Source organism: Pseudomonas sp. SWRI68, assembly GCF_014269165.1.
Taxonomy (GTDB): domain Bacteria; phylum Pseudomonadota; class Gammaproteobacteria; order Pseudomonadales; family Pseudomonadaceae; genus Aquipseudomonas; species Aquipseudomonas capeferrum.
Map to the genome: position 1 here is coordinate 207090 of NZ_JABWRU010000003.1, position 24291 is coordinate 231380.

The window sequence follows — 24291 nt, forward strand, 5'->3', positions numbered from 1 at the left end:
GATCAGTCACCGTCGTTGGCATTGAAGCCCAGCTGGATGTTCAACGCCTTGGCCAGCTCGCCTTCGTGCAGGCGGTGGACGACGTTGAGGCTGTCGTAGATCTGGTTGAGGGTCTGCTTGCCGGCGTCATCGGCCAGCAGCTCGCCGAGGGTCTTCTGGTTGTCGGCCAGCAGTTTGATGGACGTAGCGTAAGCCTCGTCGATCTTGCCCGCCAAGGCCTTCTGGTCGCTGCCCAGCAGGCCGCGCAAGCCCTGGTTGTCGACCCCGACCCAGACCGCCTGGGCAGCCTTCAGGCTGGCCTCCAGGCTTTTGAGCGAAGAATGGCTGCGCCAGGCTTCGGCCTGCAGCGGCTGGACGATGCCCTTGCTCTGCCGGCCCATGGGGGCGCCGAGCTTTTTCTTCAGGGTATCCAGGGCGGTGACCTGTGCGCGCAGCAGATCGGCGATGGCCTCGTGGGAGTCGGCGTAGCGCTGGTTGGGGAACTTGGTCATCTGCGAGAGCATGCCGTCGGTGCTGTTCCAGCCCTTGAGGATCTCTTCGGCCAGGGCCTTCTGGTGGTCGGCGATGGCCACCAGCAATGGACAGTAGCGGGCCTTCTGTTCAGGCGTGGCAACATCCGGCTTGCTGTCGAAGAGGATGTACTCGTAGGCCGACAGGCCGCGTACCACGACGCTGGCCTTGCCCAGGGTAGCGGCATCGACGGGCTTGTCGGCGTTGACCAGTTGCTCGACCTGGCGGCCGACCAGGTTCTTCTTGTCGGGCCAGAACTGCACCTGCCAAGGACGGTTGCCTTCGGCCAGTGGGCCGACCAGCAAGGGTTGCAGCTCGGCCCAGGCCTTTTGCGCAGTAAGGAAGTCGGCGCGGGCGGTGTCCAGGCTGGCCTTGCCTTCGCAATAGGCCAAGGCGCTGACGGCCAGCTGGCGGTCGGCTTCGACCCAGCGGCTGTAGGTGGGCAGGATCACCTGCTTGGCGATGGCGGCGGAGGTCACCGCTTGCGGGTCCTGCGGCGAGCAGGCGCCGAGGGCGAGTGCGGCGAGGCTGGTGAACAACAGTTTAGGTCGGAACATGCCCGGCTCCTTGCGCGTTTAAAGTGAATTCAGGAAAGCCAGCAACGCGGCGCGCTGCTCGGCATTGAAGGTGAGTACGAAGTTGCGCGCCGCTTGCGCTTCGCCACCGTGCCAGAGCACGGCTTCGAGCAGGTTGCGGGCACGGCCGTCGTGCAGGAACTGGCTGTGGCCACTGACCGTTTCGCTCAGGCCTATGCCCCACAGCGGCGGGGTGCGCCAGTCCTGGCCATTGGCGGCGAATTCGGTGCGTTCATCGGCCAGGCCCGGCCCCATGTCATGCAACAGCAGGTCACTGTAGGGGCGGATCACTTGGCCGGCCAGCTCAGGCTCTGCGGCGTTTGCGGCGGTGGTGAATTGCGGGGTATGGCAGCCTTGGCAACCGGCCTGGAAGAACAGGTTCTTGCCCGCCAGCACCTGCGGCGAACCCACGTCGCGACGGGCAGGCACTGCCAGGTTGCGGGTGTAGAAGGTCACCAGGCGCAGGATGTTGTCGCTGACTTCCTTTTCGCCGCCGATGCCATCGCCGTTGGGGGCGGCCAGGCAGTCGACTTGCGCCGCGGTGCAGTCGTCCTTGGGTTGCAGGGTGGTGGTCAGGCCCATGTCGCCGGCAAACGCATGGACGTTCTGCTGGTTGACGTTGGGTTGCCCGGCTTTCCAGCCGAAGCGGCCAACCACGGTTTTGCCCTGGGCGTCGTCCCAGACCCGGTTGGCACGGCCACGGATACCGTCGCGGTTGCGGTCGTCCGGGTCTTCGTTGGCCAGGATATCGGCTTCGGGGATGGCTTCGAGCAGGCCCAGGCCGATCATCGGCGGCGCCACGCGGGCCGAGAAACGGGTGTCGGGGTGCATCGCGCCGTAGCCAAGCTGGGTGATCTGCAGGCTTGGGCGGCGCAGCTCGACCTGATGGCCGTCCTTGAAGGTGACGGGCTGGTTGGCGTAGGTCACCCGCACCTTGCCCTCCGGTGCTACCCCGGGGATGGCCATGTCCTGCAGCTGGGTGCCGTACACCGGCTCGGGGACCACGCCCAGGCGTTCGATCACCTTGGCCAGGTAAGGCTGGTCGGGGATCGACAGGCGCACCAGCATCGACACCGCGTTGCTGTCATCGAGCGCTGGCGGGTGGCCACGGCCATCGCGTACGTGGCAGTTCTGGCAGGCATTGGTGTTGAACAGCGGGCCGAGCCCATCGCGCGCGGTGGTGGTGGACGGGGCGATCACCCACGGGTTGCGAAAGAAGCTGTTGCCGACGGCAAAGTCCAGGCGCCGCTCGGGCGAGAGGTTGGCCGAAGGCAGGGAGTAGGCATTGCGATCACTGCGCTGGACCGTCGCCTTGCCACCCGACAGCGCTTCGCCGGGCTCGGCCTGGGTGAAACGCGGGGCGTCATCACAGGCACCGAGGGCAAAGGCCAGCAGCAGAGGAGAGAGTCGGAACAGCGACGAGGACATCTAGAACCCTGGGCGTGAGCGAAAAACCGGCGTGCAAGCTTAGCAAAGTGGGGATGTTTGAATAAGAGCAATTTGCAATTGCTGGATGAAATCAGTGTCAGGAAGGACAAAACAAAAAAGGCGACCCGAGGGCCGCCTTCTTCAGAACCGCTACAGCAGGGATCAGAATTCGTGATCGGCCGTGTCCGGGTTCAGGTTGGTAATGCCCAGCTTGCCTGCGGCTTGCTCGATCGCACCGGTCTGCTTGACCAGGGAGGCGATGGCATCACGCACGATCTGGTTGCCGGCCGCATTGTCGGCGGCGATCAGCTGGTCGTAGTGCTCGCCCTTCAGGGCGTGGTCGACGATCACCTGGATCTTCGCTTCGGTGGCTTCCAGGTCGGCCTTCAGGGTGGCGTCGGTGGCCGGGTCAACCTTGGCCACCAGCGACGACAGGCTCGGGCCGGTCACCTTGCTGCCATCCGGGCGGGTGTACTCGCCCAGGTAGACGTTGCGGATGCCCTTGGCGTCGTAGAAGTGCGAGTAGTGGGTGTTGTCGCTGAAGCAGTCGTGCTCGTCTTCAGGCGAGTTGGCTTCCAGCGAGACCTTCATGCGCTCGCCCGCCAGTTCGCCCAGCGAGAGGCTGCCCATGCCGAACAGCATCTTGCGCAGGCCGTCGTTGACCGACTCGGCTTCCAGCTTGGCGCGGTAGTTGTCGGCGACGTTCGGTGCCCAGTTGCCGACCATCTCTTCGAGGTCCTTGACCAGCAGGTCGGTGACCGCTTTCAGGTAGGCACGACGGCGGTCGTTGTGGCCGCCGGTGGCGCCGTTGCCTTCCAGGTAGTCGGAGGCTGGGCGGTTGCCGGCGCCCGGGCCGGTGCCGTTCAGGTCCTGGCCCCAGAGCAGGAATTCGATGGCGTGGTAGCCGGTGGCGACGTTGGCTTCGGAGCCGCCCAGCTCGTTCAGGCTGGCCAGCTTCTCTGGGGTGATGTCCTTGACGTCGACCTTCTCTTCGCCGACCTGGATCTCCGTGTTGGCGATGATGTTGGCGCTGGCGGCCGGGTTGCCCAGGGCGTGCTCGTAGCTCTTGTCGACGTAGTCGATCAGGCCTTCGTCCAGCGGCCATGCGTTAACCTGGCCTTCCCAGTCATCGATGATGGTGTTGCCGAAGCGGAAGGCCTCGCTCTGCAGGTACGGCACGCGCGAGGCGAACCAGGCTTCCTTGGCGGCCTTCAGGGTTTCGTCGTTGGGCTGAGCAAGGAACGCGTCGACAGCGGTCTGCAGGGCCTTGGCGGTGCTCAGCGAGTCGCTGTACACGGCGTAGACCAGTTCGGCGTAGTGCTTGACCACCGCCTTGCCAGCCACTTCATCGACAGCCCCAGGCGCCGCAGCGGGGGTGCTGGCGGCAGCAGGTGCCTGAGCTTGCGGAGCGGCAGCCTTGTCATCTTTTTCGCCGCAACCGGCGAGAGCGATGGCGATGGCCAGCAGACTGGCGGAGGCCAGAGGCATTCGAATCATTGTTGGTTTCCCTGCGTCGTGTGGTTGGACCGTGCGGCGTGGCACGCGAAACCGCAACATCATGCGAAAGATTTGCATTTGCTGTAAAGGGGCGAACGCGCAATTCATGTAAATGCCGGTCACGGCCTGTAACCGGGGGCGCCAGCGGCTAGAACATCGAGACCTGGTTGCGTTGGGCCTGCTTGAGGAAGTTGGTCAGCTCGCGGGCCGACAGTGGCTTGCTGTAGTGGTAGCCCTGACCCTCGTGGCAACCCTGGGCGATGATGTAGGTCTCCTGCTCGGCGGTTTCAACGCCTTCGGCGATTACCTGCATGCCCAGGCTCTTGCCCAGCTGGATGATGGCACGGACGATGGTGGCGTCGTCATCGTCGTCGAGCAGGTCCTGGACGAAGCTCTTGTCGATCTTGATCTTGTCCAGCGGCAACGACTTCAGGTAGCTGAGCGAGGAGTAGCCGGTGCCGAAGTCGTCAATGGCGATCAGTGCCCCGGAGCGGCGCAGGCTGAGCAGGTGCTGGGCGGCCGTGCTGATGTCTTCCATCAGGCCGGTCTCGGTGACTTCCAGCTCCAGGCTGCGCGGTGGCAGGCGATAGGCTTGCAGCAGGTTGTTGACCACCCGCGGCAGCTCGCTGTGGTGCAGTTGCACGGTCGACAGGTTGACCGCCATGCGCAGGTCGCTGAAGCCCAGGTCGTGCCATTCGCGCAGCTGCCGGCACGCCTGGTCGAGCACCCATTCGCCGATGGTGATGATGTTGCCGTTCTGCTCGGCCAGCGGGATGAACTGGTCGGGCGGGACCATGCCCAGCTCCGGGTGCTGCCAGCGCAGCAGGGCCTCGACGCCGACCACGCGGTGGTCGCGGTAGCTGATCTGCGGCTGGTACACCAGGTACAGCTGATTGCGCGGCAGCGCTTCGCGCAGGTCTTTTTCCAGCTCGCGGCGGCGGCGCATCTCGCTGTCGACGCTGGCGATGTAGAACTGGTAGCGGTTGCGCGAGCGGGCCTTGGCCAGGGTCATGGTCTGTTCGGCTTTCTGCAGCAACTTCTCGGTACTGTCGCCGTCTTCAGGGAACAGGGTGATGCCGATGGTGGCGCGCAGGCGGATCTGATGGTGGTCGAGGTCGAACGGCACTTCCAGGTCGTCGAGGATGCTCTGGGCCAGTTCGGCCGCTTCATAAGGTTGCTCGATATTGGCCTGGACCAGGGCGAACTGGTCGCCCCCCAGCCGCGCCAGCGCCCCCAGACGGCCACTGTGGGCCCGCAGGCGGTCGGCCAGGGCCAGCAGCAACTGGTCACCGACCTGGTAGCTGAACTGCTCGTTGATGCCCTTGAAGTCGTCCAGGCCCACGCACAGCACCGCCACGCGATGCTGCAGGCGGCCGCCATCGACGAGGATCTTGTCCAGTTGCTGCTGCAGTTGTTGGCGATTGGGCAGGCCGGTGAGGAAGTCGTACTGGGCCATGCGTTGCAGGCTGTTCTCGGCTTCATGGCGCAGGTGGGTGTTGCGCTCGATGGACGCCAGCAATTGGTTGGCGGTGTTGACCCAGAGCCCCAGTTCGTTTTTCTCGTGGCCCTTGAGCAGGGGAATCTGGTGTTGGCTGGGGCGGTCGGGGTTGATCTGGGTCAGGTGCTCGATGATCTTCGACAGCGGCTTGGTCAACAGCCAGTGGTAGACCAGGTACAGCACCAGGCCCATGGCCAGGGCACGCAGCACGCCGGAGATGAAGATGATCACTGCATTGATCAGGAAGTCTTCGCCATAGGACGAGGTGTCGAGGGTGATGCTCAGGTCGCCGTAGTATTCGCTGTAGGGGCCGCGGCCGACCAGTTGGGTGGTATAGGTGCGTTCCTGGCCGAGAATCAGGTCGGTCAGCCAGCGCATGGACATGTCCTGCAGCGGGCGGGACTTTTCTGCCAGCATGGTTTCGTTGGGGTGGCCGATGGATGCCATGCGTACCGATTCGTCCTGGAACAGGCCTTCCATGACCTGCATGCCCATCTCCCGGTCAAGGCTGTACACCGCCTGGGTCGAAGGGTCGCGGAACATGTCGAGGATGCGCTGGGCATCGCTGTTGACAGCCAGGCGGGTCTTGTAGGTGTCATAGACGATTTGCGCACAACTGAGTACGACGCCCACTGCGAGCGCCGACAGCAGCACGACCCTGAGCAACTTGACCGACAAGCTGTTCCGCAATTCCAGCTTCAATGGGGTTTCCTTAATCCATGCGCATGGCATCATTTTGCCATCAATGAAACCAATACACTATCGGCCGGTGTGCCACGGACACAGCGCGAGGAGCGGGGTTGTCCTTGGCAGTATATCGGTCGCCTGGCCCTGCAACTTGAGTGCGCTGTATCAACTTTCCAGAGGTTTGATGTTAGCGCGCAATCCTGGCTGAGCAAGAGGCCATGACCTGCGCATAAAAAAACCCGGCACCAGGGCCGGGTTCTTCGTTCAAGGCTGAATAAACATCAGGCCTTGAAGGTGTTGCCTTCGAACTGTTCGGCAACGAATGCCCAGTTGACCAGGTTCCAGAACGCCTCGACGTACTTCGGACGTACGTTACGGTAGTCGATGTAGTAGGCGTGTTCCCAGACGTCGCAGGTCAGCAGCGGGGTGTCGCCGTTGGTCAGCGGGTTGCCGGCGCCGATGGTGCTGGCCAGGGCCAGGGAACCGTCAGCTTTCTTCACCAGCCAGCCCCAGCCGGAACCGAAGGTGCCAACCGAAGTCTTGGTGAACTCTTCCTTGAACTTGTCGAAGGAACCGAAGGCGGCGTTGATGGCTTCAGCCAGGGCACCGGTCGGTTGACCACCGGCATTCGGGGCCAGGCAGTTCCAGTAGAAGGTGTGGTTCCAGACTTGAGCGGCGTTGTTGAAGATGCCACCCGAAGAGGTCTTGACGATCTCTTCCAGGGTCTTGCCTTCGAATTCGGTGCCTGGGACCAGGTTGTTCAGGTTCACGACATAGGTGTTGTGGTGCTTGTCGTGGTGATACTCCAGGGTTTCCTTGGAGATGTGCGGCTGCAGGGCATCGTGGGCGTACGGCAGCGGCGGCAATTCAAAAGCCATGGTGGATCTCCTGATTCAGGTCTATTTGCGGTTTGCGCAAGGCCGATCACGGGCGGCCCGATAAGCGTCGGCGAGTTTGTACTCTTTGCGACGCAAGGGCTGGATCATAGCACCGGGCCCGGCGCATAACCACGCAACAAACATAGGGAATAGAGGTTCCAGAGCGGTTGGGCGCTGCCGACCAATGGCGTGTCGCTGTCAGGTCAATTGAAGATCAACTGCGCCGCCACCGCGAACATCATCACCGCCACCATCAAGTCGAGCATCCGCCAGGTCGCTGGCCGTGCCAGCCACGGTGCCAGCCAGGCCGCGCCGATCGCCAGGGTCGAGAACCACAGCAACGACGCACTGGCCGCCCCCGCCACATAGGCCCCAGGCACCGTCTGCTGGGCACCGAGCGAGCCGATCAACAGCACCGTGTCGAGGTACACATGGGGGTTTAGCAAGGTCACCGCCAGGGCACTGAGCAGCACCGCGCGGCGCGAACGCACGCCCTGGCCTTGCTGATGCTGCAGGCTCTGCTTGGAACAGGCGCTGCGCAAGGCCTTGGCGCCATACCACAAGAGGAACAGCGCGCCGCCCCAGCGAGCGATGGCCAGCAGTGTCGGGTTGTGCGCCAGTACCGTGGCCAGGCCGAATACCCCGGCAGCCACCAGCAGGGCGTCGCAGACGATGCACAGGGCAGCCACTGGCAAGTGATGCTCGCGGCGCAGGCTCTGGGCGAGGACGAAGGCGTTCTGCGCGCCAATGGCCATGATCAGGCCGAAGGCCACCAGCATGCCGTTCAAATAACTTTGCCACATGGCGGGATACTCCACTGACGCCACGGGACACGGGCGTTGTTCAACGAAAGAAGATGCTGGCCATTGTGGATAAAGCCGCTGTATAAGAAAAACAAATAAAGCTGATCCGGCATTAGGGAAATCGATGTTCGACTACAAGCTGCTAGCCGCCCTTGCGGCGGTGATCGAGCAAGGCGGCTTCGAGCGCGCGGCGCAGGTGCTGGGGCTGTCGCAATCGGCCATTTCCCAGCGCATCAAGCTGCTTGAAGCACGGGTCGGCCAGCCGGTGCTGGTGCGTGCCACGCCACCGAGCCCGACCGAGGTCGGGCGCCAGTTGCTCAACCATGTGCAGCAGGTGCGCCTGCTCGAACGCGACTTGCAACGCCAGGTGCCGGCGCTGGACGAGGAGGGCATGCCCGAGCGTTTGCGCATTGCCCTGAACGCCGACAGCCTGGCCACCTGGTGGGCGGGCGCGGTAGGCGCGTTTTGCGCTGAGCACAACCTGCTCACCGACCTGGTGGTAGAAGACCAGGAAGTGGGCCTTAAACGCATGCGGGCGGGCGAAGTGGCGGCCTGCCTGTGTGGCAGCGAACGGCCGGTGGCCGGCGCGCGCAGCCTGCCTTTGGGTGCGATGCGTTATCGCGCGCTGGCCAGCCCGGTGTTCATGGCGCGGCACTTCCCGCAGGGTTTCGAGGGCAGGCGCCTGGCCCGCACGCCGGCGATCGTGTATGGCCCGGACGACTTTCTGCAACACCGCTACCTGGCATCGCTGGGTATCGAAGGCGGTTTCCTGCATCACCTGTGCCCGTCGTCCGAAGGTTTTCTGCGCATGACCGAAGCGGGGCTTGGCTGGGGGCTGGTGCCTGAGTTGCAGGCACGCGAACAACTGTCCAGCGGGCAATTGGTGGAAATATGCGCCGATACTCCCATCGATGTGCCGCTGTACTGGCATCATTGGCGCAATGGCGGGCACTTGCTCGCGCAACTGACCGACCACCTGCGGCACACGGCACGGCAATGGCTGGTGCCGTTGTAGCCACGGCTGGCGTCAGTTGCATCTGAAATCTGGCAAGGCGGAGTCTTACATGCGAATTCTGGTCACTGGCGCGAGCGGCTTCATCGGCGGGCGCTTTGCGCGCCTGGCGCTGGAGCAGGGCCTGGACGTGCGGGTCAGCGGCCGACGTGCCGAAGGTGTCGAGCACCTGGTCAAGCGCGGTGCGCAGTTCATCCCTGGCGACCTGGGTGATGCCGAACTGGCCCGGCGCCTGTGCCAGGGCGTCGAAGCGGTGGTGCATTGCGCGGGTGCGGTGGGTAACTGGGGGCGCTTCCAGGACTTTCACCAGGGCAACGTGGTGGTCACCGAAAACGTGGTCGAAGGTTGCCTGAAGGAGCATGTGCGGCGCCTGGTGCACCTGTCGTCGCCGTCGATCTACTTCAATGGCCGCTCGCGCCTGGACATCCGTGAAGACCAGGTGCCGCGGCGCTTTCATGATCACTACGCACTGACCAAGCACCTGGCCGAGCAGAAGGTGTTCGGTGCCCAGGAGTTTGGCCTGGAGGTGCTGGCGCTGCGCCCGCGCTTTGTCACCGGTGCCGGTGATGCCAGCATCTTCCCGCGGCTGATGCAGATGCAGCGCAAGGGCCGCGTGGCAATCATCGGCAATGGCCTGAACAAGGTTGATTTCACCAGCGTGCACAACCTCAACGAAGCATTGCTCAGCGCCTTGTTCGCCGACGACCGCGCGCTGGGCCAGGCCTACAACATCAGCAATGGGCAGCCGTTGCCACTGTGGGATGTGGTCAATTACGTGATGCGCCAGATGCAACTGCCGCAGGTTACCCGTTACCGCTCCTATGGCCTGGCCTACAGCCTGGCCGCGTTGAACGAGGCGGCCTGCATGCTGTGGCCGGGGCGCCCGCAGCCGACCTTGTCGCGCCTGGGCATGCAGGTGATGAGCCGTGATTTCACCCTGGACATCAGCCGCGCCCGGCAATACCTGGACTACCAGCCCAAGGTCAGCCTGTGGACGGCACTGGACGAGTTCTGCGCCTGGTGGAAGCACCAGCCTGAAGGCCTGAAGTTCGGCTGAGGCTGATGATGGTCATCAACGTGCTGCGCTTGCAGTTTATACTCGTGCCTCTTTGCGACTACTGCGGTTGAATGTATCCATGCGTAACCATGCTCACGACGATTACGATGATGTGCCTACCCTGAGGGCCGGCACCCCCGACGATGACGAACTGATGCCAGCGCACGTGGTGCGCAATCGCCAGAAAGCCGAGCGTGGGGCCAGCACCGCGCCTTTGTGGGCGCTGCTGGGGGCGTCGTTCATCGCCTTGGTGGGGTTGGGCTGGTGGAGCTTTCAGCAGATATCGCTGATGGAGCAGCAACTGGTCGCGACCCAGGAAAGCTTTGCCCGCATCAGCGAAGAGGCGGCCGGGCGGCTGCAGGCCATCAGCGGCAAGGTGGCGGCCAGCGAATCGACGGTCACGACCGGCAGCGAGGCCTTGAAACTGCAGATCCGCCAGTTGCAGCAAGGGGTGGCCGGGCAGACCGGTGACCTGGGCAAGCGTCTGGAGCAGGTGCTGGCCGATACCCGTGAACAGCAAAAAGCCGTGACTGAGCTGCAGACCCAGTTGCAGGCGCAGTTGAAGCTGGTGAATGGCGAACTGGCTGCGCTGAAGTCCAGCCAGGTCGATGGCGGCAAGCTGGATGCCCAGTTCAAGACGTTGACCACGGATGTGGCCGCCTTGAAAGCGGCGCAGGTGGATGGCGGCAAGCTGGATACTCAGCTCAAGAGCCTGGGCAGCGATGTGGCGGCGCTGAAGAAGCAGGGCAACCCGAGTGCTGCGATCCAGAACCTGGAGCAGGACATGCTGGTGTTGAAGAGTCAGATCGACAATCGCCCGGCTGCTGCGCCGTCATCGAGCGGTGCTTCGGTGCAGGAGTTCGATGCGTTCCGTGGGCAGATGACCCGCAGCCTGAATACGTTGCAAAGCCAGGTCCAGAACCTGCAACAGCAGATCAACGCGCGGCCTTGAGCCTTACCGCCGGGGCAACGCGCCCCGGCGGCCGATCCGCTTACAAGCGCGGGTAATCGATGTACCCCACCGGCCCCTTGCCGTAGAACGTTTCCGGGTGTGCCGGGTTCAAGGGGGCATCTGCCGCCAGGCGCGCCGGCAGGTCTGGGTTGGCGATGAATGGCACGCCGAACGCCACAGCGTCGGCCTTGCCGCTGGCCAACGCGGCATTGGCACTGGCCTTGTCAAAACGCTCGTTGACGATGTAGGGGCCGCCGAACGCTTGCTTGATCAGTGGGCCGATGCTGTCGTCGGCGTCTTTCTCCCGCGAGCAGATGAAGGCGATGCCGCGCTTGCCCAGTTCACGGGCGACGTAGGTGAAGGTCTCGGCCCGGTCGGCGTCGCCCATGTCGTGTGAGTCGGCACGCGGCGCCAGGTGCACGCCCACGCGGTTTGCCCCCCACACTTCAATGGCGGCGTCGGTCACCTCAAGCAGCAAACGTGCGCGGTTTTCCAGCGAACCACCGTAGCGGTCGGTGCGCTGGTTGGTGCTGCTTTGCAGGAACTGGTCGAGCAGGTAGCCATTGGCGCCATGCACCTCGACACCATCGAAACCGGCGGCCTTGGCATTTTCGGCGCCGCTGCGGTATGCCTCGACAATGTCGACGATCTCTTCGGTTTCCAGTGCGCGCGGTGTGGGGTAGTCGGTGAGCGGACGCACCAGGCTGACATGGCCCTTGGGCTTGATTGCGCTGGGTGCCACGGGCAGCTCGCCGTTCAGGTAGCTGGGGTGGGAAATGCGGCCGACATGCCACAGTTGCAGGAATATGCGCCCGCCGGCGCCATGCACGGCCTTGGTGACGTTGTTCCAGCCGCGCACCTGTTCATCGTTCCAGATGCCTGGGGTGTCGGGGTAGCCGACCCCCATCGGCGTGACCGAAGTCGCTTCGCTGAGGATCAGCCCGGCGCTGGCGCGCTGCACGTAGTATTCGGCCATCAGTGCGTTTGGCACCCGGCCTTCATCGGCGCGGCAGCGGGTCAGCGGGGCCATGATGATGCGGTTGGGCAGTTGCAGGTCGCCCAGCGTGATCGGGTCGAAGAGCGTAGTCATGCGGTTTCCTTTTCAGAGCGCTCGGCTCAACTGTGCGAGGAAGGCCTGAACGGTCTCCTCATTGCGTTTGAAGAAGTGCCATTGGCCGATCTTCTGGCTGTTGATCAGGCCGGCGCGCTGCAAGATGGCCAGGTGCGCAGAGACGGTCGACTGCGACAGGCCGCAGCGTTGGTCGATCTGCCCGGCACAGACGCCGTGTTCGGTGCTGTGGTGCTGGTCAGGAAACTGCGTTGCCGGGTCCTTCAGCCAGTCGAGGATTTGTCGCCGTACCGGGTGGGCCAGGGCTTTTATTATTTCGTCCAGATCGAGGGGCATGGGGTGGGGCTCGTGGTGAAGCGGTAAATCGCGGTAGGGCGAAATGTAAATCGGTATTTCGCGATATACAAATATGAAGACGTTCTGAGCTGAGCACCAATTGCTATATCGTGTGATGACGATATAGGCCTGGGCGGTGCTAGACTTGCGCCATGAACTACCTCGCACACCTGCACCTGGGCGGCCCTGCGCCGCAGCAATTGCTCGGCAGCCTGTATGGCGATTTCGTCAAGGGCACGCTGGAAGGGCGCTTTGCGCCGGCACTGGAAGCGGCGATCCGCCTGCACCGGCACATCGACAGTTATACCGACCGCCATCCCGTGGTACTGGCAGCGTTGGCACGTTTCCCCGCACAGCGACGGCGCTTTGCCGGCATTGTCCTCGATGTGTTTTTCGACCACTGCCTGGCGCAGCATTGGGCGGATTATGCCGAGCAGCCGTTGGCGCAGTTCACCGGCAATTTTTATCGGGTGCTGCTGGCTGAACCTGAATTGCCGGGGCGCCTGGCGCGCATTGCGCCGTTCATGGCGGCGGATGACTGGCTGGGGGCGTATGGCGATTTTGCGACGCTGGAGCAGGTGTTCAACGGCATTGCGCGGCGGCTGTCGCGGCCGGCGGGGATGAGCGGGGTGATGCCGGAGCTGGAGCGCTTGTATGAGCCGTTGCTGGCGGACTTTCGTGAGTTCTATCCACAGTTGCAGGCGTTTGCGGCGGTGGGGCGGGTGCCGGGCAGTTAGTCATGTATTGCCTGCCCCGGCCTCTTCGCGGGTACAGGCAGCCCAAGCCAATCAGGCAGCCCGCGCCTGCCGCTGTGGCACCCTCTCTTCCTCTTCAACCCCGAACAACGCCCCATGAATGGCCTGCTGCGCCTGCAAGGCCAGTACCGCTCGCTCTTTCTGCGCGCTGGCAATCGGTTGCAGCAGGTGAATGCACACCTCGCCACGCGGCTGGGCAAACAGACGCAGCAGGTGCGACACCAGATCATCATCGCCAATGAAAGGCGCAATCGGGTCGATCACGCCATCGCGCAAGTACTGGATCGCCACGGGTTGAACGGCCACGCCCTGGTCGATGGCGCCTGCCAGTAGCCGGCCGTGGAACGTTCGCAGGCCATGGCCGTTGGTGGTAGTACCCTCCGGGAAGATCAACAGTGGCCGGGCTTCGCCCAGTTGCGTGCTGATTTGCTCGCGCAGACGCTGGCTGTCGCCACCGCCGCGGCGGATGAACAGCGTGCCGGCTTTCTCTGCCAGCCAGCCGGCCACCGGCCAGTGACGGACTTCGGCCTTGGACAGGAAAGACAGCGGCTGCAGCATGCCGAGCAGTGGGATGTCGGCCCAGGAGACGTGGTTGCTGACCCACAACATCGGCCGCTGCGGCAACTGGCCGATTACCCGCACCTTGAACGGCAAGGCGGCCACCAGGTGCTTCATGAACAGGCAGCTCCAACGTTGCCGGCGCTCGATGGAGGCTTTGAGGCCCAGGCGTTCGCCAAGTGCGATCACGCTGGCCATCAGCATGCCGAGCAGCAGGACCAGAAGCAGCCGTGTCAGGCGGGCCAGTACCCGCAGCTGGGGCATCAGACCGCCGCCTTGAAGTGGCGGGCGTAGCGCGGGCAGAGGTCGTCGCGCTTGAGCAGGATGAACACGTCGGCAACCTGGAAGTCTTCGTCCCAGCACGGCTCGCCGCAGATCTTCGCACCCAGGCGCATGTAGGCCTTGAGCAGCGGTGGCATTTCGGCGATGACGTTGTTGGGCAGGGCCAGGCTTGGCAGGGGGTTTTTCGGCTCGGCACGTAGGTGATCGGTGCACAGGTAACGCTCGCGCAGGCGCTGCATGACCGCATGGGCCTGCACGCCACCGTCCTGCATGGGGATGCTGGCGCAGCCCATCAGGTAGCTGTAGCGCCCTTCGTTGAGTACTTCGGCGAGCTCGCCCCAGAGCACGGCGATGGTGCCGCCGTTGCGGTAGTCGACGGCCACGCAGGTGCGCCCCAGCTCCAGGATCGGCCCTTGCAACTGCACCAGGCCGTGCAGGCTGAACTCTTCTTCGCTGTAGAAACGGCCCAGGCTGCTGGCCGCCTGGTGGTCGAGCAACCGGGTGGTGGCTACCAGCTCGCCGGTGCTCAGGTCGCGCACACCGATATGGCGGCAGTGCGGGTCGTAGTCGTCCATGTCCAGGCCGTGTTCGGCACCTTTGAGCTTGGCCTTGAATTCTGCACTGAACACTTTGTAGCGCAGGGCCTGGGCTTCCTGCAGGGCCGTGGCGCCGACCAGGCGTTCGGCTTGCAGACGGCGTGCAGTGCTGGTGTCGCCAGCGTGAGCGATCCGAGTCATTACGAGTCTCCATAAGCCAGCCATGAAGGGTTGCGGCCGGTCGGCTTTGTTGTGCAAAGTCAGCCTAGGTAGACGGGGTGTCACCCCTGTGAATCTTTGGTGATGCTTGCGTGACACCCTCCCACACGCCCCAGCAAGGAGCATCCTGCGATGGCTTGGCTACAACGACTCAACGACCCGCTGCGCCTCCCTATGGCCGGCACCCTGGGTGAAACCTACGCCGCGCTGCTCGAGCGCCTTGGCCAGGTAGCCCCGTTCGAACTGGCGGTGCTTGGCGGGCGCGCCATGCCCACGCCGGGCCTGGCGTTTCTGGTTGGCTACCAGGCCGCCTTGCGGGTGCTCTGGCCCAGTGCGCCACCCAGCCTCGGCGCACTGTGCGCGACCGAACGGCGCAGCGTGCGGCCGGCAGACATGCGCACCCGTCTCGACGGTTTGCGCCTTGGCGGCAGCAAGGATTTCGTCACCGCCGGCCTTGAGGCGGAGTGGCTGCTGGTGGCCGCGCGCAGCGAAGCGCCAGGCGAGGCAGTGCGGCTGAACCTGGCGGTGGTGTACCCGGGGGAGCCGGGCGTGACGCTGGAAGCGTTGCCGACCTTGCCGCTGATGCCCGAAGTCGGCCATGGCCGCCTGCACCTAGAGCAGGCGGCTTGCGAGTTGTTGGCAGGCGATGGCTGGGATGCTTACGTCAAACCGTTCCGCTCGCTGGAAGACCTGTACGTGCTCGCCGCGTTGACGGCCTGGCTGTATGGCGTCGGCCAGGAATGTGCGTGGCCGCAGGCGTTGCGTCTGCGTTTGCTGGGCGTACTGGCCGGCTGTGCCGAGGGTAGCCGCCAGTGTGCCGACAGTGTCGGTTGCCATTTGCTGCTGGCGGGGTTGTTTGGCCAGTTTCAGGCGCTGCGCGCCGACATCGATGAGGCGTTGCTGGCGGGGCCCGCGCAGTGGGCGCAGCTCTGGCAGCGTGATCAGGGGGTGTTGGCGTTGGCGGCGGCAGCGCGGGAGAAACGTTTGGCCAAGGCCTGGGCGGCTGCGGGATTGTCATGAAGGGCAGGCAGACTCGGTGAACCATTGAATGCTGGGGCCGCAAAGCGGCCCCATGGCGCCGAGGCCCAAGTGCTCGATACCCTGAAAGCCCTACTGGCAACCCTCAGCCTGGCAGTGGCCCCAGCCTGGGCCGAAGACTGGCCGGCCCCCGACTGGCAAACCGACCCCACCCCCATCGACTGGCAAGCCGTCGACGCCTATGCCTTCCCCCCTGACGGCAGCCTGCGCACCGACGCCCTGCTGATCATCCGCGACGGCCGCATCCTGCATGAACGCTACGCCGCGCCCACCACCGCCAGCACCGCGCACCTTACCTGGTCGGTGAGCAAGAGCGTGCTGGCCACGCTACTGGGCGTGGCCCAAGGCGAAGGGCGTTTCCAGCTGCAGGACCCGGTAGCCCGCTTCTACCCCCCGATGCAGGCACACCCAGAGGTGCGCCTGGGAGACCTGCTGCACTGGGCCAGCGGCCTGGCCTGGCAGGAAGACTACGAATACGCACCGTTGCACTCCTCGGTGGTGGCCATGCTCTACACCCGTGGTCGTGAGGACATGGCGGCCTATACCGCAGCGCGGCCTGCGGCGCAGCTACCGGGGCAGCGCTTTCTCTACTCCAGCGGCGACAGCAACCTGTTGGCAGCGGCCCTGCGCGGCATGCTCGATGCCGGGCAGTATGCCGACTACCCGTGGCAGGCGCTGTTCACGCCGCTGGGCATCAACAGCGCAGTGTGGGAGCGCGATGGCGCGGGGAGCTATGTCGGGTCTTCGTACCTGTACCTCACTGCCCGTGACCTGGCGCGCATCGGCCTGCTGATGCAGCGCGACGGGCGCTGGCGCGAGCGCCAACTGGTGCCTGCGACATGGGTGGCGTTCAACCGCACGCCGTTTGCCCAGGCCGAGGCTGTACCCGGTGAGGCCAACCCAGGCGGCCACTGGTGGCTCAACACCGCGTCGCCAGGCGGGGCTCGTCCCTGGCCGCATGCGCCGGCTGACACCTACGCCGCGCTCGGTCATTGGGGCCAGGCGCTGTACGTGTTGCCGACGCAGAAGCTGGTGATCGTTCGCTATGCCGATGACCGAGGCGACAGTTACCAGCATGACCAACTGCTCGAACGGGTACTGGCGGCGCTGTCCGGGGAGGGCGCATGAGGCGGGTGCTGCTGGTGCTGTTGGCGCTGCTTGGCGTGTCGTTGGGATGGAGCGGTTGGCAGGCACGTCAGGCGTTGGCGGACTTCCCGGGCATTCTTTCGGCCTACTCGGCCAAGGAGTACTGCTCATGCCGCTTCGTCATGGGGTTTGACCCGGCGTATTGCCGGGGGTACGTGAAGCAATGGCTGCCCCTTGGCCTGCTGGCGGAAAACAGTGCGCAGCGCCTGGTCACGGCCCAGGGCCTGGGCCGGCGTAACCAGGCCGCATGGCAGGGCGCACGCGTGGGCTGCCGCTTGCTGCCATGATGGCGGGCGGGTAAGGTTGCGGTCTTGTTTTACGAGATCTGTCATGTTCAAGTTGCCCCGCCTGCTGCCCGCCTTGTTGCTGGCTCTATGCCTGCCCGCCCACGCCAACTGGCACCTCGATGGCGAGTCATCGCGCCTGTCGTTCATCACCGGCAAGAACGGTGATACCGCCGAAGTCCATCGCTTCCTGGTGCTGCATGGCACGGTAGACCGCAAGGGCGCGGCCGGCCTGCGCATCGAGATGGACTCGGTGAGCAGCGGCATCCCTTTGCGCGACGAACGCATGCGCGACGGTCTGTTCGAGGTCGAGCGTTTTGCCGAGGCGACGGTGAAGGCGCAACTGGACCTGCGCCCGATCAACGACCTGGCCAGCGGTGCGCAAATCGAACTGCGCCTGCCGCTGACCGTTACCCTGCATGGCCAGTCCCACCGCTACAACGCCTTGCTGCTGGCCACGCGGCTGGACGAGCGGCGCTTCCAGGTGGTGACCCTGGAGCCCCTGGTACTGCGCGCCGAGGATTTTGGCCTGATGCCGGGCCTGGAGAGCCTGCGCAAGTTTGCCGGGCTCAAGTCCATCAACCCATCGGTACCGGTCAATGCGGTGCTGATCTTCACCGCCCGCTGACATGCCGGGGCCGGTCTTCCCCTGGCGGGATGGCAACCAGTTCGAACTGCTGATCGACGGCCCCGAATTCTTCCCTCGCATGCTCGAGGCGATCACCCGCGCCGAGTTCCAGGTCGACCTCGAACTGTATCTGGTCGAGGCTGGCGCCTGCGCCGAAGCGGTCGTCGCAGCGCTGGAGCACGCCGCCCGGCGCGGTGTGCGGGTACGCTGCCTGTTCGATGACTATGGCTCGCTGGCCTTCAACAGTGCCCTGCGCCAGCGGCTGCTGGAAGCAGGCGTGTACCTGCGCTGGTACAACCGCCTGCGCTGGAAGCGTGGCTTGCGCAACCTGTATCGCGATCACCGCAAACTGCTGCTGGTGGACGAGCGCTGGGCAGTGGTGGGGGGCACGGGCGTCACCGACGAGTTCTGGACGCCGGCCAGCGCTACCAGCGAATGGCACGAGGTAATGGTGCAGATGCAGGGGCCGGTGGTCAGCGACTGGCAGTTGCTGTTCGACCGCCAATGGCACGCCAACAACCGGCGCACCGCCTGGCGCCCAGCTGAAGGTTTCGGCCTGCCGCGCCTGCCCAAGGTGCCTGCGCAGGGGCAAGGCATGGGCCGGGTAGCGTATGCCGACGCCCGGCAGCATCAGGACATCCTGCATTCGCTGGTGCGCGCGCTCAACAGCGGCAAGCAGCGGGTGTGGCTGGCGACGCCTTATTTCTTGCCGACCTGGAGTGTGCGCCGCTCGTTGCGCCGCGCGGCCAGCAAGGGCCTGGACGTGCGCCTGCTGCTGACCGGGCCGCGCACCGATCACCCCTCGGTGCGCTATGCCGGGCATCGTTACTACCCGCGCCTGCTGCGCGCCGGGGTAAAGATTTTCGAGTACCAGCCGTGTTTCCTGCACTTGAAGATGGCCGTGGTGGACGACTGGGTGAGCGTTGGTTCGTGCAACTTCGACCACTGGAACCTGCGTTTCAATCTTGAGGCCAATATCGAGGCCCTGGACCCGCCGCTGACCGCTGCCGTGGTGGCCAGTTTCGAGCGTGACTTCGCCTTGAGCGAAGAGGTCGACCTCGACCACTGGAACGCCAGGCCGCTGTGGCGACGGGTGAAGCAGCGGGTATGGGGTTGGCTCGACCGTCTGGTGGTCAACCTGCTCGACCGGCGTGACTGAGAGCGACTATCGTGCAGTGACTGTTCACAAGCAATGGAAGGAGTGGATGCGATGACGGCGAAGAAAATTCTCATGCTGGTTGGCGACTACGTCGAGGATTACGAAGCGATGGTGCCGTTCCAGGCCCTTAGCATGGTTGGCCATACGGTGCACGCTGTCTGCCCCGAGAAGCTTGCGGGCCAGACCGTGCGCACCGCGATCCATGATTTCGAGGGTGAGCAGACGTACAGCGAAAAGCCGGGGCACAACTTTGCCCTGAACTATGACTTTGTGCGGGTGCGTGCCGAAAGCTATGACGCCTTGCTGATCCCCGGTGGCCGTGCCCCGGAATACTTGCGCCTGGATGAGCGGGTGCTGGAGCTGGTCAAGGCGTTCGACCAGGCAGGCAAACCGATTGCGGCGGTGTGCCATGGCGCGCAGTTGCTGGCAGCGGCGGGTGTGCTGGAAGGTCGCGAATGCAGTGCCTACCCTGCCTGTGCGCCGGAGGTGCGTTTGGCGGGCGGGACGTTCATCGATATCGCGGTGGACCAGGCGCATGTGGAAGGCAACCTGGTGACAGCGCCGGCATGGCCTGCCCACCCGGCCTGGCTGGCGGCTTTCCTCAAGGTGCTGGGTACACGTATCGCCTGATCTACACTGCCGCTCCTACAAAAGCGTACGCAGATTCAGCCGACCTGCTCGACCCAGTCATTGAGGTTGTAGTAGTTGGTCACCCGGGCAATCTTGCCGCAGTGGATATAGAAGAACGCCCCCGCCGACAGCACATAGGTCTGCCCGTTGGCCGCGGGCAGGCCTTCGTCATCGGCGATGTACTCGCCATGCACGGTGAACTCCGCGGCTGCGCGGCTGCCGTCGGCATTCTGCATGACCACGATATCGGCCAGGCGCTCGCGGTAGCAGCGGTTCATCTTGTCCATGAACGCGGCAAACCTGGCCTTGCCCATCTGCCGCTCGCCCTGGTTGATGTCGTGGATCACATCTTCGTTCAGCAGTGCGAGAAAGCCGGGCATGTCACCGGCATTGAAGGCGGCGTAGTAGGCATTTACCAGTTCGGTAGCGGTCATGGAACAATTCCTGTCGTGTTGGGAAAAGGCGGTGCGTTGGCTTGGATGATAGGGTTTCCCCTCAAGCCCGGCTTAGCCGAGCGCGTCATCCACATCGACAAAACGACCGCCAAGCATGGAAATCCGCCTGTTGCACGGCGCCGCTATCGCGCCTTACATCGATGACCTCGCTCGCCTGCGCTTGACCGTGTTCCGCGAGTTTCCCTACCTGTACGACGGTACGCCGGAGTACGAGGCCGACTACTTATCTACCTATGCCCGCTCCGGGCGCAGCCTGGTGGTACTGGCGCTGGACGCCGGCCAGGTGGTGGGTGCCGCCACCAGCCTGCCGCTGGTGGACGTTGCCGCCGAGTTCCAGCAGCCGTTCCTGGCCCAGGGGCGTGACCCGGCCAGCGTGTACTACTTCGGTGAGTCGGTGGTGCTGCCGGAATACCGTGGCCAAGGGCTGGGGGTGCGTTTTTTCATCGAGCGCGAGTCCTACGCCCACAAACTCGCCGAGTTCGATTATTGCGCCTTCTGTGCCGTGGAACGGCCGGGCGTGCACCCGCTGCGCCCGGCGCACTACAAGCCCTTGCAGGGGTTCTGGCGCAATCGTGGGTTCCTGCACGACCCCTCGTTGCGCACCCACTACGCCTGGCGCGACCTGGATGAACAGGAATCGTCTGAAAAGATCATGTCGTTCTGGCTCAAGGAACTGCCGATATGATCCGCCTCGCGGCCTGCCAGTACGCCATCGAGCTGCACAAGACCTGGGATGCCTACGTCGATCATCTGCAGGGCCTGTGCGCCGAAGCGGCCGAGGCCGGCGCTCAGCTGCTGCTGTTGCCGGAGTACGCGGGCCTGGTACTCAGCGGGCTGTTACCTGCGCAGCAGCGGGGTGATTTGAAGGCTTCTATCGCCGGTATCCAGCCCTTGATCGAACCTTGGAAAGCGCTGTGCGAGCGCATTGCCCGGCGCTGGGGCGTCTACCTGCAGCCCGGCAGCCTGCCGGTGCAGGACAGCGATGGCCGCTATCGCAACCGTGCCTGGCTGTTTGGCCCCGAGGGTGAACTGGGGCATCAGGACAAGCAGATGATGACGCGCTTCGAGCGGGAACAATGGGACATTGCCCCGGGCGATGGCCTGAAGGTGTTCGACACCCAGCTGGGGCGGCTGGGCATTCTGATCTGCTACGACAACGAATTCCCGATGCTGGCACGGCGCCTGGCAGAAGGGGGCGCCGACCTGATTCTGGCACCGAGCTGCACCGATACCGAAGCCGGTTACCACCGGGTGCGCATTGGTGCCCAGGCGCGGGCCCTGGAAAACCAGATTGCCGTGTTGCAGAGCCCCACGGTGGGGTTGGCCGCGTGGTCGCAGGCGCTGGATGAGAACATTGGGCGCGCCGGGTTGTTTGTGCCGCCGGACCATGGCATGCCGAAGGACGGAGTGGTGGCCCTGAGTACCGAGCTTGACCCGGCCGGCAGCCAGTGGCTGATCTGTGACGTGGACCTGGCGGCGGTGCGGCGGGTAAGGGAGCAGGGGCAGGTGTTTACCCGGCGCGACTGGCCAGCGCAGTTCGAGCGCAGCCTGTAAATGAAAACGCCCGGCAGATGCCGGGCGTTTTCGATCAGGCCGGAGGGTGAATCACTTCACTTCAACCGCCAGGCTTTCGGCGATCTTGCTCTGCCACAGCGCGGGGCCGGTGATGTGCACCGACTCACCGTTGCTGTCCACCGCGACAGTGACCGGCATGTCCTTCACTTCGAACTCGTAGATCGCTTCCATGCCCAGCTCGGCGAACGCCAGGACCTTGGACTTGCGGATCGCCTGGGCCACCAGGTAGGCGGCGCCGCCGACGGCCATCAGGTACACGGCCTTGTTGTCCTTGATCGCTTCGATAGCGGTCGGGCCACGCTCGGACTTGCCGATCATGCCCAGCAGGCCAGTCTGCTCGAGGATCTGGCGGGTGAACTTGTCCATGCGGGTAGCAGTGGTCGGGCCGGCTGGGCCTACCACTTCGTCACCGACCGGGTCGACCGGGCCGACGTAGTAGATGAAGCGGCCTTTCAGGTCGACCGGCAGTTCTTCGCCACGGTTGAGCATCTCGACCATGCGCTTGTGCGCGGCGTCGCGGCCGGTGAGCATCTTGCCGTTGAGCAGGATGGTCTCGCCTGGCTTCCAGCTGGCGACTTCTTCCGGGGTGATCGAGTCGAGGTCGACGCGACGGGCGCTTGGGCCAGCTTCCCAGACGATTTCCGGGTAGGCGTCCAGCGATGGCGCTTCCAGCTCGGCCGGGCCGCTGCCGTCGAGCACGAAGTGCGCGTGACGGGTGGCGGCGCAGTTCGGGATCATGCACACCGGCAGGGAGGCGGCGTGGGTCGGGTAGTCCATGATCTTGACGTCGAGCACGGTGGTCAGGCCGCCCAGGCCCTGGGCGCCGATGCCCAGCTGGTTGACCTTGTCGAACAGCTCCAGGCGGATCTCTTCGATGCGGTTCTGCGGGCCACGGGCTTTGAGTTCATGAATGTCGATGGACTCCATCAACACTTCCTTGGCCATGACCGCAGCTTTTTCGGCGGTGCCGCCGATGCCGATGCCGAGCATGCCAGGTGGGCACCAGCCGGCGCCCATGGTCGGGACGGTCTTCAGCACCCAGTCGACGATCGAGTCGGACGGGTTGAGCATGGCCATCTTCGACTTGTTTTCCGAGCCACCGCCTTTGGCTGCGACATCGACTTCGACCTTGTCGCCAGGGACGATCGAGTAGTGGATGACGGCCGGGGTGTTGTCCTTGGTGTTCTTGCGGGCACCGGCCGGGTCGGCCAGGATCGAGGCGCGCAGGACGTTCTCAGGCAGGTTGTAGGCGCGACGCACACCTTCGTTGATCATGTCGTCGACGCTCAGGGTGGCGCCGTCCCAGCGCACGTCCATGCCCACACGCACGAACACGGTGACGATACCGGTGTCCTGGCAGATCGGGCGGTGGCCGGTGGCGCACATGCGCGAGTTGATCAGGATCTGGGCGATGGAGTCGCGCGCGGCAGGCGACTCTTCACGCAGGTAGGCCTCGTGCATCGCCTGGATGAAATCGACGGGGTGGTAGTACGAAATGAATTGCAGGGCGTCGGCGACGCTCTGAATCAGGTCGTCTTGCTTGATCACGGTCATGCAGCGCGCTCCTCTTAAAGACGGGAACATTCGTAAAGGCTTTCCGACACTGCACACCTGTGTGTCGAAACGCCTGGCAAGGCGTCGGCAGGTCAGGCCGACGTAAAAAGGCGCGGCAGTATAGCGCGCCTCACCGTGCGAAACACCTGCGCGTGGTCTGGACCATGGTCGGCAGTGCGGCGGGCATCCTTTTTGCTGCCGATAGCGGCTTGCCTTAGAGTGGCGATGTAGACCAAGGAAGTAATGACCATGCCTGAACTCTGTGTGGGCGAGCGCCGCTGGACGGTGCCCACCGGCAGTAACCTGCTCGATGCCTTGAACGAGGCAGGCTTGAATGTGCCCTACAGCTGCCGTGCGGGCAGTTGCCACGCCTGCCTGGTGCATTGCCTGGATGGGCAACCGGTGGATGCCCTGCCCGAGGCGTTGGCGCTGGACAAGCACGCACAGGGCTGGCGCCTGGCCTGCCAGTGCCGGGTGGTGGACGACCTGCGCGTGGCGGTGTACGACCCGCAGCTCGAAGGGGTGCCCGCAACGGTGTGTGAACTGGACTGGTTTGGCGATGTGTTGCGCTTGCGCCTGCGGCCGGAGCGGGCGCTGCGGTATCAGGCCGGCCAGCATCTGGTGCTGTGGAACGGTGCGGTCGCGCGACCGTATTCCTTGGCAAGCCTGCCGGGTGAAGACGCCTTGCTGGAGTTTCATGTCGATTGCCAGCGGCCAGGGGCTTTCTGTGACCAGGCCCGGGCCTTGCGGGTTGGCGATGAACTGCGTCTGGGCGAGCTGAGGGGCGGGGCGTTGCATTATGACCCGGACTGGCAGGACCGTGCGCTGTGGTTGCTGGCGGCCGGGACGGGGCTTGCGCCATTGTGGGGCATCTTGCGCGAGGCGCTGCGCCAGGGGCATCGGGGTGAGATCAGGGTGCTGCATGTGGCGCGTGAGCACGCCGGGCATTACCTGGCTGAGCCGTTGCTGGCAATGGACGGGGTGCGTGTCGAGCAGGTGCTGGCGGAGCAGCTGGATGAAGCGCTGGCGGCGTTGCGGCCGTCATCACGGCAGACCATCGCGCTGCTGTGTGGCTCGCCGGGGAGTGTCGAGCGGTTTGCGCGGCGGCTGTTTATTGCGGGTGTGCCGAGGAACCAGGTGTTTGCCGATGTGTTTGTCGAGCATGCCTGA

25 protein-coding genes are annotated in these 24291 nt (G+C 64.4%); 13 read left to right on the forward strand and 12 right to left on the reverse strand.

The genetic code is table 11. The features are described from left to right. Positions 1-2 precede the first annotated feature (2 nt). The 6 genes from HU770_RS07130 to HU770_RS07155 form a co-directional block, all read right to left on the reverse strand. Positions 3-1067, reverse strand: a complete 1065-nt coding sequence (locus HU770_RS07130; RefSeq protein WP_095064201.1) for an imelysin family protein — start codon at positions 1065-1067, stop codon at positions 3-5. Positions 1068-1085: 18 nt separating this feature from the next. Beyond that, positions 1086-2513 carry a di-heme oxidoredictase family protein gene (locus HU770_RS07135; RefSeq protein ID WP_186663390.1) on the reverse strand — a complete coding sequence of 476 codons (1428 nt, stop codon included), beginning with the start codon at positions 2511-2513 and terminating at the stop codon, positions 1086-1088. Positions 2514-2675: 162 nt separating this feature from the next. Continuing rightward, positions 2676-4010 (reverse strand): imelysin family protein, encoded by a 1335-nt coding sequence (locus HU770_RS07140; protein ID WP_033702798.1) that lies wholly within the window; start codon positions 4008-4010, stop codon positions 2676-2678. A 148-nt stretch (positions 4011-4158) separates the two neighbouring features. Beyond that, positions 4159-6210 carry a GGDEF domain-containing phosphodiesterase gene (locus HU770_RS07145; protein ID WP_186659660.1) on the reverse strand — a complete coding sequence of 684 codons (2052 nt, stop codon included), beginning with the start codon at positions 6208-6210 and terminating at the stop codon, positions 4159-4161. 266 nt (positions 6211-6476) lie between these two features. Further along, positions 6477-7073, reverse strand: coding sequence for a Fe-Mn family superoxide dismutase (locus HU770_RS07150; RefSeq protein ID WP_095064204.1), 597 nt, complete (start codon positions 7071-7073; stop codon positions 6477-6479). A gap of 203 nt (positions 7074-7276) precedes the next feature. Further along, a complete protein-coding gene (locus tag HU770_RS07155) occupies positions 7277-7876 on the reverse strand; it encodes a LysE/ArgO family amino acid transporter (protein ID WP_186659658.1) in 600 nt (199 codons plus the stop codon). A 124-nt stretch (positions 7877-8000) separates the two neighbouring features. Here HU770_RS07155 and HU770_RS07160 point away from each other — a divergent pair, with 124 nt between their 5' ends. The 3 genes from HU770_RS07160 to HU770_RS07170 all read left to right on the forward strand — a co-directional run bounded on the left by HU770_RS07160 (position 8001) and on the right by HU770_RS07170 (position 10897). Beyond that, positions 8001-8891: a LysR family transcriptional regulator ArgP gene (locus tag HU770_RS07160; protein ID WP_033702794.1), complete on the forward strand. Its 891-nt coding sequence runs from the start codon at positions 8001-8003 to the stop codon at positions 8889-8891. A 49-nt stretch (positions 8892-8940) separates the two neighbouring features. Then, entirely contained in the window at positions 8941-9945 is a 1005-nt protein-coding gene (locus tag HU770_RS07165) for an NAD(P)-dependent oxidoreductase (RefSeq protein ID WP_033702793.1), read from the forward strand. 79 nt (positions 9946-10024) lie between these two features. Further along, positions 10025-10897 carry a hypothetical protein gene (locus HU770_RS07170; protein WP_033702792.1) on the forward strand — a complete coding sequence of 291 codons (873 nt, stop codon included), beginning with the start codon at positions 10025-10027 and terminating at the stop codon, positions 10895-10897. A 40-nt stretch (positions 10898-10937) separates the two neighbouring features. Here the strand turns inward: HU770_RS07170 and HU770_RS07175 are convergent, their stop codons facing one another. Further along, positions 10938-11987: an alkene reductase gene (locus HU770_RS07175; RefSeq protein ID WP_186659652.1), complete on the reverse strand. Its 1050-nt coding sequence runs from the start codon at positions 11985-11987 to the stop codon at positions 10938-10940. Between the two features lie 12 nt (positions 11988-11999). Next, entirely contained in the window at positions 12000-12302 is a 303-nt protein-coding gene (locus HU770_RS07180) for a helix-turn-helix transcriptional regulator (RefSeq protein WP_033702790.1), read from the reverse strand. A gap of 152 nt (positions 12303-12454) precedes the next feature. Between HU770_RS07180 and HU770_RS07185 the strand changes: the two genes are divergently transcribed. Then, positions 12455-13039 (forward strand): ACP phosphodiesterase, encoded by a 585-nt coding sequence (locus HU770_RS07185; RefSeq protein WP_186663392.1) that lies wholly within the window; start codon positions 12455-12457, stop codon positions 13037-13039. Between the two features lie 51 nt (positions 13040-13090). On the opposite strand, the gene HU770_RS07190 is transcribed toward HU770_RS07185, so the two are convergent. Both HU770_RS07190 and olsB read right to left on the reverse strand, forming a co-directional pair. After that, the gene (locus HU770_RS07190) at positions 13091-13879 is read right to left on the reverse strand and encodes a lysophospholipid acyltransferase family protein (RefSeq protein ID WP_186659647.1); all 789 of its coding nucleotides are present in this window, start codon (positions 13877-13879) and stop codon (positions 13091-13093) included. Further along, positions 13879-14634, reverse strand: coding sequence for an L-ornithine N(alpha)-acyltransferase (olsB, locus tag HU770_RS07195; protein WP_186663394.1), 756 nt, complete (start codon positions 14632-14634; stop codon positions 13879-13881). Before olsB ends, HU770_RS07190 begins: the two co-directional genes overlap by 1 nt. A 150-nt stretch (positions 14635-14784) precedes the next feature. Between olsB and HU770_RS07200 the strand changes: the two genes are divergently transcribed. The 6 genes from HU770_RS07200 to HU770_RS07225 all read left to right on the forward strand — a co-directional run bounded on the left by HU770_RS07200 (position 14785) and on the right by HU770_RS07225 (position 19537). After that, a complete protein-coding gene (locus tag HU770_RS07200; protein WP_186659641.1) occupies positions 14785-15672 on the forward strand; it encodes an acyl-CoA dehydrogenase in 888 nt (295 codons plus the stop codon). Between the two features lie 81 nt (positions 15673-15753). Next, on the forward strand, positions 15754-16818 hold the full coding sequence (locus tag HU770_RS07205; RefSeq protein ID WP_186663462.1) for a serine hydrolase: 1065 nt from the start codon (positions 15754-15756) through the stop codon (positions 16816-16818). Further along, on the forward strand, positions 16815-17123 hold the full coding sequence (locus HU770_RS07210; protein ID WP_186663396.1) for an amidase: 309 nt from the start codon (positions 16815-16817) through the stop codon (positions 17121-17123). The genes HU770_RS07205 and HU770_RS07210 overlap by 4 nt, the downstream gene beginning before the upstream one ends. 43 nt (positions 17124-17166) lie before the next feature. Next, the gene (locus tag HU770_RS07215; RefSeq protein WP_033702784.1) at positions 17167-17748 is read left to right on the forward strand and encodes a YceI family protein; all 582 of its coding nucleotides are present in this window, start codon (positions 17167-17169) and stop codon (positions 17746-17748) included. A 1-nt stretch (position 17749) separates the two neighbouring features. Beyond that, positions 17750-18907, forward strand: coding sequence for a phosphatidylserine/phosphatidylglycerophosphate/cardiolipin synthase family protein (locus HU770_RS07220; RefSeq protein ID WP_186659636.1), 1158 nt, complete (start codon positions 17750-17752; stop codon positions 18905-18907). 51 nt (positions 18908-18958) lie between these two features. Then, on the forward strand, positions 18959-19537 hold the full coding sequence (locus HU770_RS07225) for a DJ-1/PfpI family protein (RefSeq protein ID WP_033702782.1): 579 nt from the start codon (positions 18959-18961) through the stop codon (positions 19535-19537). A 35-nt stretch (positions 19538-19572) separates the two neighbouring features. On the opposite strand, the gene HU770_RS07230 is transcribed toward HU770_RS07225, so the two are convergent. Continuing rightward, positions 19573-19971 (reverse strand): nuclear transport factor 2 family protein, encoded by a 399-nt coding sequence (locus HU770_RS07230; RefSeq protein ID WP_033702781.1) that lies wholly within the window; start codon positions 19969-19971, stop codon positions 19573-19575. Between the two features lie 115 nt (positions 19972-20086). Between HU770_RS07230 and HU770_RS07235 the strand changes: the two genes are divergently transcribed. Together HU770_RS07235 and HU770_RS07240 are read left to right on the forward strand one after the other, a co-directional pair. Next, on the forward strand, positions 20087-20677 hold the full coding sequence (locus tag HU770_RS07235; RefSeq protein WP_186659634.1) for a GNAT family N-acetyltransferase: 591 nt from the start codon (positions 20087-20089) through the stop codon (positions 20675-20677). Then, positions 20674-21546: a carbon-nitrogen hydrolase family protein gene (locus tag HU770_RS07240; protein WP_186663398.1), complete on the forward strand. Its 873-nt coding sequence runs from the start codon at positions 20674-20676 to the stop codon at positions 21544-21546. The genes HU770_RS07235 and HU770_RS07240 overlap by 4 nt, the downstream gene beginning before the upstream one ends. Positions 21547-21597: 51 nt before the next feature. Here HU770_RS07240 and HU770_RS07245 read toward each other — a convergent pair whose 3' ends face one another. Continuing rightward, complete coding sequence (locus tag HU770_RS07245) at positions 21598-23121, reverse strand: fumarate hydratase (RefSeq protein WP_033702778.1); 1524 nt, start codon at positions 23119-23121, stop codon at positions 21598-21600. Positions 23122-23370: 249 nt separating this feature from the next. Here HU770_RS07245 and HU770_RS07250 point away from each other — a divergent pair, with 249 nt between their 5' ends. Then, positions 23371-24291 carry an iron-sulfur-binding ferredoxin reductase gene (locus HU770_RS07250; RefSeq protein ID WP_156310244.1) on the forward strand — a complete coding sequence of 307 codons (921 nt, stop codon included), beginning with the start codon at positions 23371-23373 and terminating at the stop codon, positions 24289-24291.

Coding starts and splice junctions, on each gene's coding strand:
- HU770_RS07180 (WP_033702790.1), bottom strand. CDS start 12,302: ATGCCCCTCGATCTGGACGAAATAATAAAAGCCCTGGCCCACCCGGTA.
- HU770_RS07130 (WP_095064201.1), bottom strand. CDS start 1,067: ATGTTCCGACCTAAACTGTTGTTCACCAGCCTCGCCGCACTCGCCCTC.
- olsB (WP_186663394.1), bottom strand. CDS start 14,634: ATGACTCGGATCGCTCACGCTGGCGACACCAGCACTGCACGCCGTCTG.
- HU770_RS07225 (WP_033702782.1), top strand. CDS start 18,959: ATGACGGCGAAGAAAATTCTCATGCTGGTTGGCGACTACGTCGAGGAT.
- HU770_RS07190 (WP_186659647.1), bottom strand. CDS start 13,879: ATGCCCCAGCTGCGGGTACTGGCCCGCCTGACACGGCTGCTTCTGGTC.
- HU770_RS07250 (WP_156310244.1), top strand. CDS start 23,371: ATGCCTGAACTCTGTGTGGGCGAGCGCCGCTGGACGGTGCCCACCGGC.
- HU770_RS07175 (WP_186659652.1), bottom strand. CDS start 11,987: ATGACTACGCTCTTCGACCCGATCACGCTGGGCGACCTGCAACTGCCC.
- HU770_RS07245 (WP_033702778.1), bottom strand. CDS start 23,121: ATGACCGTGATCAAGCAAGACGACCTGATTCAGAGCGTCGCCGACGCC.
- HU770_RS07240 (WP_186663398.1), top strand. CDS start 20,674: ATGATCCGCCTCGCGGCCTGCCAGTACGCCATCGAGCTGCACAAGACC.
- HU770_RS07140 (WP_033702798.1), bottom strand. CDS start 4,010: ATGATTCGAATGCCTCTGGCCTCCGCCAGTCTGCTGGCCATCGCCATC.
- HU770_RS07160 (WP_033702794.1), top strand. CDS start 8,001: ATGTTCGACTACAAGCTGCTAGCCGCCCTTGCGGCGGTGATCGAGCAA.
- HU770_RS07170 (WP_033702792.1), top strand. CDS start 10,025: ATGCGTAACCATGCTCACGACGATTACGATGATGTGCCTACCCTGAGG.
- HU770_RS07230 (WP_033702781.1), bottom strand. CDS start 19,971: ATGACCGCTACCGAACTGGTAAATGCCTACTACGCCGCCTTCAATGCC.
- HU770_RS07235 (WP_186659634.1), top strand. CDS start 20,087: ATGGAAATCCGCCTGTTGCACGGCGCCGCTATCGCGCCTTACATCGAT.
- HU770_RS07215 (WP_033702784.1), top strand. CDS start 17,167: ATGTTCAAGTTGCCCCGCCTGCTGCCCGCCTTGTTGCTGGCTCTATGC.
- HU770_RS07220 (WP_186659636.1), top strand. CDS start 17,750: ATGCCGGGGCCGGTCTTCCCCTGGCGGGATGGCAACCAGTTCGAACTG.
- HU770_RS07165 (WP_033702793.1), top strand. CDS start 8,941: ATGCGAATTCTGGTCACTGGCGCGAGCGGCTTCATCGGCGGGCGCTTT.
- HU770_RS07200 (WP_186659641.1), top strand. CDS start 14,785: ATGGCTTGGCTACAACGACTCAACGACCCGCTGCGCCTCCCTATGGCC.
- HU770_RS07210 (WP_186663396.1), top strand. CDS start 16,815: ATGAGGCGGGTGCTGCTGGTGCTGTTGGCGCTGCTTGGCGTGTCGTTG.
- HU770_RS07135 (WP_186663390.1), bottom strand. CDS start 2,513: ATGTCCTCGTCGCTGTTCCGACTCTCTCCTCTGCTGCTGGCCTTTGCC.
- HU770_RS07185 (WP_186663392.1), top strand. CDS start 12,455: ATGAACTACCTCGCACACCTGCACCTGGGCGGCCCTGCGCCGCAGCAA.
- HU770_RS07150 (WP_095064204.1), bottom strand. CDS start 7,073: ATGGCTTTTGAATTGCCGCCGCTGCCGTACGCCCACGATGCCCTGCAG.
- HU770_RS07155 (WP_186659658.1), bottom strand. CDS start 7,876: ATGTGGCAAAGTTATTTGAACGGCATGCTGGTGGCCTTCGGCCTGATC.